Source organism: Streptomyces sp. NPDC058620, assembly GCF_042717135.1.
GTDB lineage: Bacteria > Actinomycetota > Actinomycetes > Streptomycetales > Streptomycetaceae > Streptomyces.
Genome location: NZ_JBHXQO010000023.1, coordinates 20845 through 36309, shown reverse-complemented (window position 1 = coordinate 36309; position 15465 = coordinate 20845). Strand labels below are relative to the sequence as shown.

Genomic DNA, 15465 nt, shown 5'->3' with positions numbered 1-15465 from the left:
GGGGGGGGGCCGTCGCGCCGCCCCCGCGGGGCGCCGGGGCGGCCCGCCCCCGCCCCCCCCCCCCGCACGGCCATGTGCGCGCACCTACCGGAGTCGCGTCAGCCGCCCGGCGCGAACAGCGCGTCCTGGGCGGCCTCGCGAGCCGCCACCAGCGCCCCGCGCAGCACCGCCGCTCCGCCGAGCGCTCCCGCCCTGACTTCCGTGGGCAGCGGCGACAGCCTGGCCAGCCGCTCCTCCACCCGTGAGGCCAGTTCCTCGCCGCCGGCGTGGCCCACCTCGCCCGCCAGGACCACACAGCCCGGGTCGAGCACCGAGACCACGGCGGCGGCGCCGAGCGCGACGCGGTCGGCGAGTGCGTCCAGGAAGGCGTCGCCGTCCGCGGCCCCCGCCAGCGCGGCCTGGACCGCGTGCACCGCGGCCGGGTCCTGTTCGCCGGTGCGCGCACCCGCCGGCGCCTCGGCCGGTACGCCGTACCGGGCGGCCAGCTCGCAGACGGCGGCCGAGCCGGCCAGCGAGTGGAACCCGCCGTCGCAGCTGACGGCCGAGGGCACGCCCGTCGTCCACGGCACGGGCAGGAAGCCGATCTCGCCCGCCCCGCCGGAGGCTCCGCGGCGCAGCCTGCCGTCCAGCATGACGGCGGCGCCGATGCCGTGCCCGAGCCAGAGCAGCACGAAGGTGTCGCGGTCCCGGGCCGCGCCGGCGCGCTGCTCCGCGACGGCCGCGAGGTTGGTCTCGTTCTCCACCAGCACGGTGGCGGGCAGCCGCTGCTGGAGTGCGGCGACGAGCCCCCGGTGCCAGGCGGGCAGGCCGGTGGTGTCGCGGAGTTCCCCGGTGGCCGGGTCGATCAGCCCGGGGGCGCCGATGCCGACACTGTGCAGGGGTGCGGGGCCCGCCCGCCGTGCCGTGCGTTCCAGCAGTGCGACGGCCTGCTCGATGGCCGGGCCGGTGCCGGTCCCGACGTCGATCGGCAGGGTGTCCTCGGCGAGCGTCACCCCGAGGAGGTCGGCGACGACGACGGCGACGCTGTCGGTACGCACGTCCAGGGCCGCGAGGTGCGCGCGGTCGGCGACGATCCCGTACAGCCGGGCGTTGGGCCCGCGTCGCTCGGCACCGCTCTCGCCGACCACCCGGATGAGCCCGGCCCCCTGGAGGCGCTCGACGAGGTCGGCGACCGTGGGGCGGGAGAGTCCGGTGAGCGTTTTCAGTTGCGTGGCCGTCAAGGGACCGTCCCGCTGGAGCAGTTCCAGGGCGAGCCGGTCGTTGATGGCCCGGGCGGTGCTCGGTGAAGCGGGCATGCCGCGATCCTTCCAGATCCTGCCGCAGAGGTCGCCGTCTATTTATCAGGCAGGGTTCCTGATAGTTTACTGCCCGCATTGTGGAGACGGCTGCCGGGACCCCGGTGGGCCACATTTCCCAGGGGAGGGCACGGCGGTATGACGACGGATTCCACCAACACGGTCTTCGGTAAGGAGCAGGTGAGGCGGGCCAGGATCGCGGTCGCCGCGGTCTTCACCGTCCACGGAGCGGTGACCGGCAGTTTCGCCACCCGGGTGCCGTGGATCCAGGACCACGCCTCGGTGAGTGCGGGACAGCTCGGCCTGGCCCTCGCCTTCCCCGCGATCGGCGCCTCGCTCTCGATGCCGCTCGCCGGCCGGATTAGCCACCGCTTCGGCGCCAGGACCGCACTGCGCGGACTGCTGGTGCTCTGGACGCTGGCACTGATCCTGCCGGCCCTGGCCCCGAACCTGGTGACGCTCTGCGCGGCGCTCTTCGTGTACGGAGCGACGGCCGGGATGTCGGACGTGGCGATGAACGCGCTCGGCGTCGAGGTGGAGAACCGGCTCGACAAGTCGATCATGTCCGGGCTGCACGGGATGTGGAGCGTCGGCGCCCTGATCGGCTCGGCGGCGGGCACGGTCGCCGCCCACCTCGGCACCGATGCCAGGCTGCACCACACCATCGCCGCTCTCGCGCTCACGGCACTCGGGCTGATCGCCTGCCGGGGGGTGCTGGATCTGCGGAGCGAGGCGGGCGAGGAACCGCCGCCGCGCTTCACCCTGCCGCCGAAGTCGGCGCTGGCCATCGGCGCGGTGGGCTTCTGCGCGGTGTTCGCCGAGGGGGCCAGCCTGGACTGGTCCGCGGTCTATCTCAAGGACATCATGGGCAGCTCCGCCGGGCTGGCCGCCGCGTCCACGACGGCGTTCGCGCTGACGATGGCGGTGGCCAGGATCGCCGGTGACAGGGTCGTGGACCGCTTCGGCGCGGTCAGGACGGTCCGGGTCGGCGGCGGGCTGGCGACGGTGGGCGGGCTGCTCGTGGTCCTGGCACCGAACGCGGTCCTGGCCATGTGCGGCTTCGGACTGCTCGGCCTCGGGGTCGCCGTCGTCGTCCCGCTGGCGTTCGCCGCCGCGGGGCGCAGTGGTCCCAACCCGAGCCAGGCGATCGCGGGCGTCGCCACCATCACGTACACCTCCGGGCTCATCGCGCCCTCCATGATCGGTTCGCTGGCGGAGGTGACCTCGCTGATCGTGTCGTTCGGCCTGGTGACGGTGCTGGCCTTCAGCCTGGTGCTGTGCGCGGGCGTGCTCCGCGGGGCAGACCGTACGTCCACGGGCGGCGGCGTCCCGGACCCGTCGCCCGCCAAGGCGGGAACCGGCATCTGAGACCGGCCGCACCGGGGCCGGCCCGCGGCCCCGGTGCCCGGGGCGCTGCCGAGTACCGCAGCCTGCGGCATTAGCATGGCGCTGATCTTTTCCGCGGGAGAACACTCCGCTCGGACATGCGCGGTGAACACTCCGCACGGACACACAGGGAGCGACCATGGGCGGCCTCGGCGTGCGCTGGACCTTGCACGGCGACGGGAAGACCCCCGCGCCGGGGGCCGTGGTGCGCCCGGACGAGCGGCTCTCCTGGCCCCGTACGTTCGGGCTGGGCGCCCAGCACGTGGTGGCCATGTTCGGCGCCTCGTTCGTCGCCCCGGTGCTCATGGGCCTGGACCCGAACCTCGCGATCATGATGTCCGGCGTCGCGACGGTGATCTTCCTGCTGGCGACGAAGGGCAGGGTGCCCAGCTATCTCGGCTGTTCGCTCTCCTTCGTCGGTGTCGCGGCGACGATCCGGGCGAGCGGGGGTAGCAGTGCGACCATCACGGGCGCGGTCCTCGTGGTCGGCGCGGTGCTGTTCCTGGTGGGTCTCGCGGTGCAGCGGTTCGGCGCGCGGATCATCCACGCGGCGATGCCGCCCGTGGTGACCGGCGCGGTCGTCATGCTGATCGGTTTCAACCTGGCGCCCGTCACGGCGTCGACGTACTGGCCCCAGGACCAGTGGACGGCGCTGCTGGTGATGCTGTTCACCGGACTGGCCGTGGTCTGTCTGCGCGGATTCTTCTCCCGGATCGCGATCTTCCTCGGTCTGGTCTTCGGTTACGCGCTGTCCTGGGCGCTCGACAGCGTCTTCGGGAAGATCCACTCCCCGGCGGGCGGCGCCGAGGCCGTCGACCACTGGCGGCTGGACCTCTCCGCCGTCTCGCAGGCCGACTGGATCGGGCTTCCTTCCTTCCACGCCCCCAGCTTCGAGTGGTCCGCGATCCTGGTGGCCCTGCCCGTCGTGATCGCGCTGGTCGCGGAGAACGCGGGGCATGTGAAGGCCGTCGGCGAGATGACCGGTGACTCGCTCGACGACAAGCTGGGCACGGCCATCGCGGCCGACGGCGCCGCCTCCATGCTCTCCACCGCGGTGGGCGGCCCGCCCAACACCACGTACTCCGAGAACATCGGTGTGATGGCCGCGACTCGGGTCTACTCCACCGCCGCCTACTGGGCCGCCGCCTGTTTCGCCCTACTCTTCGGGCTCTGCCCCAAGTTCGGCGCGGTCGTCGCCGCGATCCCCGGTGGTGTGCTCGGCGGTATCACCGTCATCCTGTACGGCATGATCGGCCTCCTGGGCGCCCAGATCTGGACGAACGCCAAGGTCGATCTGCGTAACCCGCTCAACCTCGTACCGGCCGCGGCGGGCATCATCATCGGCGTCGGCGGAGTCAGCCTGAAGATCACCGACAACTTCGAGCTGAGCGGCATCGCCCTCGGCACCATCGTCGTGATCACCGGCTACCACGTGCTGCGGGCCTTCGCACCGGCCCACCTCAAGACCCAGGAGCCCCTGCTGGACTCGGGCACCTCCACCTACGACGAGGAGAAGCCCCCCGCGAAGGGCTGAGGCGCTACGGGCCGGGGCGGCTGGCGGCGGTGGACACCGCCGCGGCGGGTCTGCGCCTGCCCGCGTGCTGGCGTCCGCTGTTCCAGTACCGGCGCCACCCCGGCGTACACCCCGCGCAGTTCGCGCTCGCGGGGATCGACGCGCACCTCGGCGCGGGACTGGTGGGGCGCTGTCTGCTCACGCCGTGCCGCTGACCCTGCCCCGGTCCGCTCCTCGCCGGGACAGGCCGGAGAGATCACGCGCGTATCCAGGTCCTACCCTTGGCTGACCGACGACGCCTTCATTGCGGAGCACCTCGATGCCTGGCTCTCCTGACGCCCGTTCCGTCCGCTCCGACCGCCCCCGGGTGGTCGTCTCCGTACCGCCGCACCTGCGCGCCGAGTTCTTCACCCCCGAGGTCTGGGGGGAGTTGGAGCGGGCGGCGGAGCTGACCGTCCTCGACGAGCACCGTGACCGGGCGGCGCTGCTCGGCGCGCTTCCGGGCGCCCGCGCGCTCATCACCTCCTGGCGCAGTCCCCAGGCCGACGGGGAACTCCTCGACGTGGCGGACGCGTTGGAGCTGATCGCGCACACCGGCTCCGCCGTCGCCCCGTACGTCACCGAGGACGTCTTCCGTCGCCGGGTCCTGGTCACGCAGGCCGGGGACGAGATGGCGAGGCCGGTCGCCGAGGTCGCGCTCGCCTTCACGCTCGCCCTGCTGCACCGCATCCAGCGCTTCGACCATGCCCTGCGGGGCGGCGCGGAGTGGGCGGCCGCGAGCCAGGCGCCGCCGCGTCACGAGATCCACGGCAGCGAGATCGGGGTGATCGGGGCGTCCCGTACCGGCCGTGCCTACATCGCGATGGTGCGGGCGATGGGAGCGCGGGTGAGCGTCAGCGACCCGTTCCTGTCCGACGAGGACGCGGCGGCGCTCGGCGTGAGCGCCGTCCCCCTGGAGACGCTGCTTTCGCGCAGCAGGATCGTCGCCGTGCACGCGCCGGTCACCGAGGAGACCCACCGCATGATCGGCGCGGCGCAACTGGCGCTGATGCCGGACGGGGCCGGTCTCGTGAACACCGCCAGATCGTGGCTGGTGGACGAGGACGCCCTGCTGGCGGAGCTCAACTCCGGCCGGCTGGACGCCGCCATCGATGTGTTCGACGCCGAGCCGCTGCCCGCCGATCACCCGTTCCGCACCCTGCCCAATGTGCTGCTCACCCCGCATCAGGCGGCGGGGAGCGTCGAGTGCCGGCAGCGGCTCGGGGCGAGCGCCGTCGACGAAGTGCTGCGACTGCTGTCCGGGCGGCCCCCGGCCCACGCGGTCGGCGTCGACGCGCTCACCCGCCTGCGCTGAGAGCGCCCCCGCGCCCACACCCCCGTGCGCGGCGCAGCGCTGCCGGCCCGCGTGACGGCCGTTCTCAGTCCTCCGGAAGCTCGACCGGGCTGATCTCGTCGAACACGTCGCCGGGGCCGGGGTTCGTCGCGTCCGTGGCACCGCCGAACTGGTTCATCACACCCCAGACGGCGTTGAGCGCGGTCTGCACGGCGCCCTCGGCCCATCCGGCCGTCCAGGAGATGTCGTCGCCCGCGAGGAAGACACCCCGCTTGTCGGCGGGCAGCCGGTCCTGCATGAAGTGGGTGAACAGCCGCCGCTGGTAGCGGTAGTGGCCCGGCAGGTTGGCCTTGAACGCGCCCATGAAGTAGGGCTCGTTCTCCCAGGACACGGTCACCGGGTTGCCGATGATGTGCTTGCGGATGTCCACGTTCGGATAGATCTCGCCGAGCGACTTCAGCATGACGTCCATGCGCTCGTTCGGCGAGAGCGGCAGCCACTTCAGGCTGTCGTCGCACCAGGTGTACGAGAGACAGATGACGGCCGGCTTGTCCGGGCCCTCGTCGAGGAGGTACGTACCCCGGGTCATCCGGTCGGTCAGCGTCATCGACATGGTGTCCCGGCCGGTGATCTCGTCCTTGTCCAGCCAGAACGGCCGGTCGACCGGGACGAACAGCTTGGACGACTCCATGTAGTGGGTGCGCTCCATCGCCGTCCAGTGGTCGATCGGGAAGAGCGCGTCGTCACAGGCGATCTTGGAGAGCAGCAGCCAGGACTGCGCGGTGAAGATCGCGGCGCGGTACGTACGGATGTCGCCGCTCGCGTCGGTGACGGTGATCTTGTTGCCCGCGGTGCGGTTCAGCCGGGTCACGGCGGGGCGCGGCTCGCCGTTGTGCAGGGAGGCGAGTGACGTGCCCAGCGGCCAGTGGACGATCTTCTGCGGTTCGCGGTCCCAGAGGCGCAGCGGCAGCTGCTGGCTGCCGCCCACGATGCCGCGGTGGTGGTCGTCCGCCTCGCTGTAGACGACGCGCAGGATCTCCAGGATGGAGTTGGGGAAGTCGGTGTCCCAGCCGCCGGTGCCGAAGCCGACCTGACCGAAGATCTCGCGGTGCCGGAAGGACTTGAAGGCTTCGGAGTCGCAGAGGAAGCCGTAGAAGGTCTGGTTGTCGAACTTCTCGACGAGCTTCGCCCAGATCTCCCTGATGCGCGGGATGTCGCGATCGCGCATCGCGCGGTTCATGTCGGAGAAGTCCGCGCCCTCCTCCAGGCAGGCGTTCCAGGCGTCCATGACATCGCGGTAGACCTGCGGCAGGTCGGCGATGGTCTCCGCGTAGTGCGACTCGCCCTTGAGGTCGACGACGGTCGACGGGGTGGCCGGGGACAGCGGGTTGGGGAACGGCTTGGTCTCCAGCCCCACCAGGTCGATGTAGTGCTGGAGCGCCGTGGAGGACGGCGGGAAGCGCATCGCGCCCATTTCGGCGGTCAGTTCGGGGTCGCAGCCCTCGAAGCCGACCGTACGCAGCCGGCCACCGATCTGGTCCGCCTCGTAGACGACGGGCTTGAGCCCCATCTTCATCAGCTCGTAGGCGGCGATGATGCCCGAGAGCCCACCGCCGATGACGGCGACCTCGGCTCCGTGCTCGGTGGCCGGGATCTGGCCGATGCCCGCCGGGTGGGCGAGGAAGTCGTCGTACGCGTAGGGGAAGTCCGGCCCGAACATGGTGATCGGCGGCTGCGCGTCGGTGTGCTGGACGGCGTTGGGCACCGTGGACGTCATGGGGTGGGGACTCCTTGCGCGAAACAGTGGAACGGGGTGTGACGAGGGGGCGGGCTCAGGCGAGGGAGCCGTAGAGGCCGGGGCGGCGGTCCTTCAGATACGGGTTGGCGGCGCGCGAGGCGGTCAGCACCTCGGGGTCGACCTCGCCGATGACGAGCTCCTCGCCCCGGCCGGCGCGGACCCGCACCACACCGTCGGGCCCGGCAAGACAGCTCAGGCCGACGAAGTCGAACTCGCCTTCCTGGCCAGTCCTGTTGACGTACGCCACGTACATCTGGCTCTCGAAGGCACGTACCGGCACGACGGATTCGGCGACGAACTGGAAGGGGTGCATCTGGGCGGTCGGCACCAGCAGCAGACCGGTGCCGGCGAGTGCGTGCGCCCGGACGTTCTCCGGGAACTCGACGTCGTAACAGATCAGGAGGCCGATGCGTACGCCACCGAGCTCGGCCTGCACCACGGGCTGCTCACCGGGGGTGAACCACTCCTGCTCGAAGCAGCCGAAGAGATGGGTCTTGCGGTAGTTGGCGAGCGTCGCCCCGTCCGGCCCGATGAGCTGCGCCGCGTTGAAGATCCGCTCCCCGGAGCGCTCCGGGTACCCGTAGAGCACCGCGAGCCCGTGCCGTACGGCGATGTCCGCGACGGCCTGCGCACCGGGGCCGTCGGAGGCTTCCGCCAGCCGGGGGACGTCGTCGCCGATGGCATAGCCGGTCAGGAACATCTCGGGACAGACGAGCAGCTGCGCCCCGGCCGCGGCGGCACGTCCGGCGGCCTCGTCGAGAACCCTGAGGTTCTCGTCCACGGCACCGGGCCGGCCGGAACTCTGGAGCAGGGCGGTACGCAACGACGGCATGGCTGACCTCGGACGGTGCGGGCGGGGTGGGGAGACGTATTGACCGTACGGCCCGCCGATCCCCCCGGACAAGGCGCGAGCATTGCGCCCCGGCGACGATCCATTGCGCCTGCCGACTCCACCACGGCGATTCATTGCGCCGGACGTCTTCGCAGGTCAGAAGGGTGATCTGGGTCTCACCCCCGGACCGGGACCGGGCCCGTCCGCACCCATGAGCGAGCCCCGGCCGGACTCGGGCCCGTCCGGACTCGGGCCCGTCCGGACTCGGGCCCATCCGGCGATTGGGAACAAGTCACACGCCACACGCGCCGCTCACGCCGGCGGCGACCCCGCCGAATACCGCCGCAGCAACGGCGACAGCACGAGCACGGACTTCGTCCGCTCCACGTACGGCTCCCCCGCGATCCGCTCAAGCACCTGCTCGAAGTGCCTCATGTCCGCGGCGAAGACCTGCACGATCGCGTCCGCCTCACCCGTGACCGTCGAGGCCGACGCCACCTCCGGATACACCGCGAGCCCGCGCTTGATCGCCTCGGGCGAGGTGTTGCGGCTGCAGTAGATCTCGATGAACCCCTCGGTCTCCCAGCCCAGCGCCGCCGGGTCCACCCGCACGGTGAACCCGGTGATGGCCCCCTCGGCACGCAGCCGGTCGACACGGCGTTTCACGGCGGGGGCGGACAGCCCGACCACCGCGCCGATGTCGGCGTAGGAGCGCCGGGCGTCTTCGGCGAGGGCGTGGACGATGCGTTCGTCGAGGTCGTTCAGGCGCACTTCGGGCGGTTCACTTCTCTGCGGGCCGGTTCGGGGGCGACGGCACTGCCGCCGCCCCCGAAGTAGACCATGCGCGCCCACCCGCGGCGCGCTCACCGCCACCGACCGGTCAGAACGGGAACTGCGAGCGCCCGTGCTGCACCGAGATCCACTTCTGCGTGGTGAACGCCTCGATCATCGACTCACCGTTCAGCCGGCCAAGCCCCGACGCCTTCTCGCCGCCGAACGGGACGATGGGCTCGTCGTGAACCGTGCCGTCGTTGATGTGGATCATCCCGGTGTGGATGCGCTGCCCGACCCGTACACCGCGCTCGACGTTGCCGGTGTGCACGGCGCCGCTCAGCCCGTACGGGGTGTCGTTGGCGATGCGTACCGCCTCGTCCTCGCCGTCGAACGGCACCAGCAGCGCGACGGGGCCGAAGATCTCCTGGTGCAGGACGGGCGAGTCGGCGGCGAGCCCGGTGAGCACGGACGGGCTCACCACGTTGCCGTCGGCCCGGCCGTGCAGCAGCGCCGTCGCGCCGGCCTCCACGGTCTGGTCCACCAGCCTGGACACCGCTTCGGCCTGCGAGGAGTTGATCAGCGGGCCGATCTGGGTCGCCGGGTCGGCCGGGTCGCCGACCCGCAGAGAGGCCACCTTGGCGACGAACTTCTCGGTGAACTCCTTCTCCACCGCGCGGTCGACCAGGATCCGGTTGGCGGCCATGCAGACCTGGCCCTGGTGGATGTACCGGCTGAAGACGGCCGCGTCGACGGCGTAGTCCACATCGGCGTCGTCGAGCACGATGAGCGCGCTGTTGCCGCCCAGTTCGAGTACGGCGCGCTTCAGGTTCGCCGCGCAGACGGTCGCGACGTGCCGGCCCACCTTGTCCGAACCGGTGAAGGAGATGACCTGCGGGACGGGGTGTTCCAGCAGCTTGTCGCCGATCTCGGCGATGTCGGTGACCACGACGTTCAGGAGACCGGCGGGCAGCCCCGCGTCCTCGAACACCTTGGCCAGCAGCGTGCCGCCGCAGATCGGGGTGTTCTGGTGCGGCTTGAGCACCACGGCGTTGCCGAGGGCCAGCGCGGGAGCGACCGACTTGAGCGACAGCAGGAAGGGGAAGTTGAAGGGGCTGATGACACCCACGACGCCGACGGGCACCCGGTAGACCCGGTTCTCCTTGCCCTCGGTCGGGGAGGGGAGTATCTGCCCGGCGGGCCGCAGCGCGAGCTGGATCGCCTCGCGCAGGAACTCCTTGGCCAGGTGTATCTCGAAGGCCGCCTTGAGCCGCGTGCCGCCCAGCTCGGCGACGATCGCCTCACTGATCTCGGGCTCGCGCTCCTCGACGATCCGCAGCGCCTTCTCCAGCACACCCCGCCTGGCGTACGGGTTGGTGTCCGCCCACGCCTGCTGGGCCCGCTCGGCCGCACGGTACGCCTGGTCCACCTCGTCGGCCGTGGCGACCGGGATCGACGCGAGCTTCTCCCCGTTGTACGGGTTGAAGTCGATGATGTCCCACGACCCCTTCCCCGGCCTCCACTCGCCGTCGATGTACTGGTGGGCCAGGTCAGTGAAGAAGGACATGAGATCCCTTACCGCAGAGAGGCGGGCAGCTGATTGTGCTTCATATTACTTAATTTTCAACCGAGTTGAAGCGGCCACGGAACGCCACGGGAGCCCCACCGGAACGGCGCCGGACGCCGGGACGAGCCCACGCAAAAGCCCCTCCCGGCATCAATCACCGGGAAGGGCTGAGCTGTTACTTACGGGGCGGGATCAACTCCAGCTGGCATGCAGCGGCTTGCCTTCGGCGTATCCGGCGGCGCTCTGCACACCGACGACCGCCTTCTCCGCGAACTCCTCCAGGGAGGCCGCGCCCGCGTAGGTGCAGGAGGAGCGGACACCGGCGATGATCGAGTCGATCAGATCCTCGACGCCGGGCCGGGTCGGGTCCAGGAACATCCGCGAGGTGGAGATGCCCTCCTCGAAGAGCGCCTTGCGTGCCCGGTCGTACGCGGACTCCTCCGACGTACGGTTCTTCACCGCGCGCGCCGATGCCATGCCGAAGGACTCCTTGTAGAAGCGCCCGTCGGCGGACTGCTGGAGGTCGCCCGGCGACTCGTACGTACCGGCGAACCAGGAGCCGATCATCACGTTGGACGCGCCCGCGGCGAGTGCCATCGCGACATCGCGCGGGTGACGGACACCGCCGTCGGCCCAGACGTGCTTGCCGTACTTCTTCGCCTCGGCGGCGCACTCCAGGACGGCGGAGAACTGGGGCCTGCCCACCCCGGTCATCATCCGGGTGGTGCACATGGCGCCGGGTCCGACACCGACCTTGATGATGTCCGCGCCGGCCTCGATCAGGTCGCGCACGCCTTCGGCGGCCACGATGTTGCCCGCGACGATCGGTACCTGGGGGTCGAGCGCGCGGACGGCCCTGACCGCGGCGATCATGGACTCCTGGTGGCCGTGCGCGGTGTCGACGACGAGCGTGTCGGCGCCCGCGTCGAGCAGCTGCTTGGCCTTGCTCGCGACGTCGCCGTTGATGCCGACGGCCGCGGCGATGCGCAGCTTGCCCGCCGCGTCGGTGGCGGGGGTGTAAAGAGTCGCGCGCAGTGCGGCCTTACGGGTGAGGATGCCGACGAGCCTGCCGTCCGCGTCCACGGCGGGGGCGAGCTTGCGGTTGGCGCCGTCGAGCTTGTTGAAGGCGTCGCGCGGGTCGATGTCCGCGTCCAGCAGGACCAGGTCCTTCGACATGACCTCGGTGAGCTGCGTGAAGCGGTCGACGCCGGTCAGGTCGTGCTCGGTGACGACGCCGACGGGGCGGTACTCGTCGTCGATGACGACGCCAGCGCCGTGGGCACGCTTGTGCAGCAGGGAGAGGGCGTCCGCGACGGTCTGCCCCGGGGCCAGCACGATCGGGGTGTCCAGTACGAGGTGGCGGGTCTTGACCCAGCTGATGACCTCGGTCACGACCTCGATCGGGATGTCCTGGGGAATGACGACGAGACCACCGCGGCGTGCGATGGTTTCGGCCATCCGGCGGCCCGCGATCGCGGTCATGTTGGCGACGACGAGCGGGATGGTGGTGCCGGTTCCGTCGGGCGAGGAGAGATCCACACCCTGCCGGGACCCGACCGCCGAGCGTCCGGGAACCATGAAGACATCGTCGTAGGTGAGGTCGTACGGGACCGAGGGAGACTCTGTGTAGCGACCGGTACCCGGCTCAAGAAAACGCATAACACTCATTTTTTCATACGAAACGGTGCAGGTCGTTTCCACGAAGACACAGCAAAAGACCCCCGCTTTCATCTTTTCCTCCAAGGAGGAGGTCGGGAGGGCCGGGCAAGTGGAACCTGCCTTACCCACGGACCCTACCCGAACGGGATTCGAACCATTCGTGATCACCATCCCTGGACCCGGTGACAAGGGGTCAGGTAGCTTCAAATCCGCAGGTCTCAGAGGTATCCGCAGAGCCGACGATCAGCAGCCGGAACACCTGTCACGCGTTTGACCGGAGAGGATTCGGATCCGCCCGTGGAGAGCGAACTGCCGGACATCTACTGCCCGTTCCCCCAGCGGACCAGTCCGCACGTCGGGCAGACCCGTGAGCACCTCGACACCTGGACACGCCGGACCGGCCTCGTACACAGGGAGTCCGCGAGAGCCAGATTCGAACAAGCCGACTTCGGCTCCTTCGTCGGCATGGTCTATCCGACGGCCGGCGGCGAGCACCTCGATCTGGTGGCCGACTGGTTCGTCTGGCTGTTCCTCGTCGACGACCAGCTCGACGACGGCCAGCTCGGCCGCGATCCTGAACGTGTACGCGACGTGGTCGCCCGCATGCTCGCCGTGGTGGACGGCATGGAAACCGCCCCGGTACCCGACGGCGAGCTCCCGGCCGCCGTCGTCGCCCTGGAGGATCTGTGGGCGCGCACGACCCCCGGTACGGCGACGCACTGGCGCAGACGCTTCGCCTGGCACCTCACCACGTATCTGACGACGGCCACCAGCTGGGAGGCCGGCAACCGGGCCGACGGCGTGGTGCCCTCGGAGGAGACGTACATCGCCAAGCGGCGGCACACCGGCGCGATCCACGTCTGCATGGATCTGATAGAGATCGTCGCCGGAATCGAGGCACCGGAGTCGATTCACAACGACCCCCGCTTCATCACCGCGCTGGAGGCCTCGTGCAACGTGGTGTGCTGGGCCAATGACGTCTACTCCTTCGAGAAGGAACAGGTCCTCGGCGAGATCCACAACCTCGTGCACCTGGTTCGCCACCACCGGGGCTACGGGGAACAGCAGGCCATCGACCACGTCTGCGCCCGGATAGCCTCCGAGACCGAGCGCTTCCTCACGGCCGAGGACGAGCTGCTGGAGATGTATCCGCAGCTGGCCGAGGTACTCGTCCCGTATCTGGACGGCATGCGCAGCTGGATGCGCGGGAATCTGGACTGGTCCCGGCTCACCCCCCGCTACAACCCGGCGGACGTCAGCCAGTACGAGGAGCCGGAGGAGTACCTGGAGGAGACCGTCCTCGGTTTCTCCGCCCGGCGCCCGGCGGAGAGCGTGAGCGACGCCCGGAAGGGCTGAGCGACGAGGAAGGCCGGGCGCACCCCGCGCCCGGCCTTCCGTCCACTCCGCTGCTGGTCAGACGCTGTCCGGGTCCGCCCGCTCCAGCGCCGGACGGGCGCCGGCCGCCGACTCCGTCAGCAGGAAGTCCGCGGCGGCCGTGTCCGTCACCAGGCTGGTGACCAGGCCGGACCGCAGGACCGCGCCGATCGCCGCCGCCTTGCGCTGGCCGCCCGCGATCGCCACCACCTCGGGAATCCGGCGCAGCCGGTCCGCCTCCACCGTGATGCACCGCTCGCCGAGGTCGCGTCCGACCCTGCGCCCCGCGGCGTCGAAGAGGTGCGCGGACATCTCGGCCGCGACGCCGAGCGAGGCGTAGTGCGCACGCTCCTCGTCCGAGAGCATGTCGTGGACGGTGGAGATGCCCGGCTCCCAGGAACCGATGGAGACGGCGGCGACCGTCACCTTGTCGAAGTACTCGAAGGCGCGGGCGATGCCCGTCTGGTGCCGCAGCGCGGCCGCCGTCGCCGGGTCCGGCAGGAGCATCGGCGCGTAGATCGGGTGCGCCTCGCCGCCGGACACCTGTGCCGCGCGGCGGACCGCCTCGACCGAGCCGCGCTCGGCCGTTCCCGCGTCGTACACCCCGGTGAGCTGCACGACGGTGCACGGGGGCAGCCGGTCGAGGGCCGCCGCCATGTGAATGGTGGACCGGCCCCAGGCCAGTCCCAGGACATCGCCTTCGTTCACCAGTTCGCCGAGAAGATCGGCCGCGACCTCGCCCAGGTTCTCCGGGTCGGGGGCATCCTCCTGCTCCTCGGCCGGGGACTCGACCACGACCGCGTGGCGCAGCCCGTAGCGGGCTCTGAGCGCGTCGGAGCGCTCCGCGTCCAGCTCGGCCGGCACTCGGATCTCGATGCGTACGAGATCACGCTCGAGGGCGGTCTCCAGAACCCGGGCCACCTTGAAGCGGCTGACGCCGAACTCCTCGGCGATCTGGATCTTCGACTTTCCCTCGAGGTAGAACCGGCGGGCCATGGCCGCCGCCTGCACCAGCTCCGCGGGTCCCATCCGCATGGCTGACCGACCCGCCGAGATGCCAGACACCGCGATCTCCTCACTGCTGTTCACACGCTCGATACGCCGTTCATCCTGTCAGATCCGGCGATCCTTGATCAGCCACGTCGGGCCGCGTTCATCTGCCCTTGGTTCAGTGGTCGCATGCCCAGGACGCGCCGGCCGTCGCCGCGTCCGCCTGGGCCCTCAGTCCCCGCACCGCCTCGGCCGGATCCCCGGCCCCGTACACCGCGGAGCCCGCGACGAAGACATCGGCGCCGGCTTCGGCGCACCGTTCGATGGTGGTGGCGGAGACTCCGCCGTCCACCTGGAGCCACAGTTCGAGACCGTGCTTCGAGATCAGCTCACGGGTGCGGCGGATCTTCGGCAGCATGATGTCGAGGAAAGACTGGCCGCCGAAGCCCGGCTCCACCGTCATGATCAACAGCATGTCGAGTTCGGGGAGGAGATCCTCGTACGGCTCGATGGGCGTGGCGGGCTTCAGCGCCATCGAGGCGCGCGCCCCCTTCGCCCTGATCTCCCTGGCCAGCCGCACCGGCGCCGCCGCGGCCTCCACGTGGAAGGTGACGGAGCCGGCGCCCGCCTCGACGTACTGCGGCGCCCAGCGGTCCGCGTCCTCGATCATGAGATGGCAGTCCAGCGGAGTGTCCGTGGCTTTGCTCAGGGCCTCCACGATCGGCACACCGAGCGTCAGGTTGGGCACAAAGTGGTTGTCCATCACGTCGACATGGAGCCAGTCGGCGCCTTCGACGGCCTTCGCCTCCTCGGCGAGACGCGCGAAGTCGGCGGACAGGATGCTGGGGTTGATCTGGGCCATGCCCCCAGCCTGCCACGTTCCGCGCCAGTTCCCCGCCTCGGTGCGTCCCAAAGCCTCACGGGATCATCACAGTTCGCGCAATCCC

Annotated in this window: 12 protein-coding genes and 1 pseudogene; 5 read left to right on the top strand and 8 right to left on the bottom strand. The window is 70.6% G+C overall.

All coding sequences use genetic code 11. The features are described from left to right. Positions 1-98: 98 nt before the first annotated feature. Positions 99-1295: an ROK family protein gene (locus ACFWSK_RS21465; RefSeq protein ID WP_383788516.1), complete on the bottom strand. Its 1197-nt coding sequence runs from the start codon at positions 1293-1295 to the stop codon at positions 99-101. A 138-nt stretch (positions 1296-1433) separates the two neighbouring features. Here ACFWSK_RS21465 and ACFWSK_RS21460 point away from each other — a divergent pair, with 138 nt between their 5' ends. From ACFWSK_RS21460 to ACFWSK_RS21445, 4 genes and pseudogenes are all read left to right on the top strand, one after another. Next, on the top strand, positions 1434-2663 hold the full coding sequence (locus tag ACFWSK_RS21460; protein ID WP_383788513.1) for an MFS transporter: 1230 nt from the start codon (positions 1434-1436) through the stop codon (positions 2661-2663). A 157-nt stretch (positions 2664-2820) separates the two neighbouring features. Continuing rightward, positions 2821-4215, top strand: coding sequence for a uracil-xanthine permease family protein (locus ACFWSK_RS21455; protein WP_383788511.1), 1395 nt, complete (start codon positions 2821-2823; stop codon positions 4213-4215). 14 nt (positions 4216-4229) lie between these two features. Then, positions 4230-4376, top strand: a pseudogene (locus ACFWSK_RS21450) (DUF5995 family protein); the annotation flags it as partial. Between the two features lie 137 nt (positions 4377-4513). Then, positions 4514-5548, top strand: coding sequence for a hydroxyacid dehydrogenase (locus ACFWSK_RS21445; protein WP_383788508.1), 1035 nt, complete (start codon positions 4514-4516; stop codon positions 5546-5548). A gap of 64 nt (positions 5549-5612) precedes the next feature. Here the strand turns inward: ACFWSK_RS21445 and ACFWSK_RS21440 are convergent, their stop codons facing one another. From ACFWSK_RS21440 to ACFWSK_RS21420, 5 genes are all read right to left on the bottom strand, one after another. Beyond that, positions 5613-7304 carry a flavin monoamine oxidase family protein gene (locus tag ACFWSK_RS21440; RefSeq protein ID WP_383788506.1) on the bottom strand — a complete coding sequence of 564 codons (1692 nt, stop codon included), beginning with the start codon at positions 7302-7304 and terminating at the stop codon, positions 5613-5615. Positions 7305-7359: 55 nt separating this feature from the next. Further along, entirely contained in the window at positions 7360-8157 is a 798-nt protein-coding gene (locus tag ACFWSK_RS21435) for a carbon-nitrogen hydrolase family protein (RefSeq protein ID WP_383788504.1), read from the bottom strand. Between the two features lie 312 nt (positions 8158-8469). After that, the gene (locus ACFWSK_RS21430) at positions 8470-8928 is read right to left on the bottom strand and encodes an Lrp/AsnC family transcriptional regulator (protein ID WP_383788501.1); all 459 of its coding nucleotides are present in this window, start codon (positions 8926-8928) and stop codon (positions 8470-8472) included. Between the two features lie 109 nt (positions 8929-9037). Beyond that, positions 9038-10495 carry an aldehyde dehydrogenase family protein gene (locus ACFWSK_RS21425; RefSeq protein ID WP_383788498.1) on the bottom strand — a complete coding sequence of 486 codons (1458 nt, stop codon included), beginning with the start codon at positions 10493-10495 and terminating at the stop codon, positions 9038-9040. A 192-nt stretch (positions 10496-10687) separates the two neighbouring features. Continuing rightward, positions 10688-12154: a GuaB1 family IMP dehydrogenase-related protein gene (locus ACFWSK_RS21420; RefSeq protein ID WP_383788496.1), complete on the bottom strand. Its 1467-nt coding sequence runs from the start codon at positions 12152-12154 to the stop codon at positions 10688-10690. Between the two features lie 297 nt (positions 12155-12451). On the opposite strand from ACFWSK_RS21420, the gene ACFWSK_RS21415 reads away from it, so the two are divergent. Then, positions 12452-13510 carry a terpene cyclase gene (locus ACFWSK_RS21415; RefSeq protein ID WP_383788493.1) on the top strand — a complete coding sequence of 353 codons (1059 nt, stop codon included), beginning with the start codon at positions 12452-12454 and terminating at the stop codon, positions 13508-13510. Between the two features lie 57 nt (positions 13511-13567). Here the strand turns inward: ACFWSK_RS21415 and ACFWSK_RS21410 are convergent, their stop codons facing one another. Together ACFWSK_RS21410 and rpe are read right to left on the bottom strand one after the other, a co-directional pair. Beyond that, the gene (locus ACFWSK_RS21410; protein ID WP_383788490.1) at positions 13568-14617 is read right to left on the bottom strand and encodes a sugar-binding transcriptional regulator; all 1050 of its coding nucleotides are present in this window, start codon (positions 14615-14617) and stop codon (positions 13568-13570) included. Between the two features lie 79 nt (positions 14618-14696). Then, positions 14697-15380: a ribulose-phosphate 3-epimerase gene (gene rpe / locus ACFWSK_RS21405; RefSeq protein WP_383788488.1), complete on the bottom strand. Its 684-nt coding sequence runs from the start codon at positions 15378-15380 to the stop codon at positions 14697-14699. Positions 15381-15465 lie beyond the last annotated feature (85 nt).

What these genes read in the sequence shown, in the direction of transcription:
- ACFWSK_RS21465 (WP_383788516.1), bottom strand. Translation starts at nt 1,295, where the DNA reads ATGCCCGCTTCACCGAGCACCGCCCGGGCCATCAACGACCGGCTCGCC.
- ACFWSK_RS21425 (WP_383788498.1), bottom strand. Translation starts at nt 10,495, where the DNA reads ATGTCCTTCTTCACTGACCTGGCCCACCAGTACATCGACGGCGAGTGG.
- ACFWSK_RS21445 (WP_383788508.1), top strand. Translation starts at nt 4,514, where the DNA reads ATGCCTGGCTCTCCTGACGCCCGTTCCGTCCGCTCCGACCGCCCCCGG.
- ACFWSK_RS21435 (WP_383788504.1), bottom strand. Translation starts at nt 8,157, where the DNA reads ATGCCGTCGTTGCGTACCGCCCTGCTCCAGAGTTCCGGCCGGCCCGGT.
- rpe (WP_383788488.1), bottom strand. Translation starts at nt 15,380, where the DNA reads ATGGCCCAGATCAACCCCAGCATCCTGTCCGCCGACTTCGCGCGTCTC.
- ACFWSK_RS21420 (WP_383788496.1), bottom strand. Translation starts at nt 12,154, where the DNA reads ATGCGTTTTCTTGAGCCGGGTACCGGTCGCTACACAGAGTCTCCCTCG.
- ACFWSK_RS21460 (WP_383788513.1), top strand. Translation starts at nt 1,434, where the DNA reads ATGACGACGGATTCCACCAACACGGTCTTCGGTAAGGAGCAGGTGAGG.
- ACFWSK_RS21440 (WP_383788506.1), bottom strand. Translation starts at nt 7,304, where the DNA reads ATGACGTCCACGGTGCCCAACGCCGTCCAGCACACCGACGCGCAGCCG.
- ACFWSK_RS21455 (WP_383788511.1), top strand. Translation starts at nt 2,821, where the DNA reads ATGGGCGGCCTCGGCGTGCGCTGGACCTTGCACGGCGACGGGAAGACC.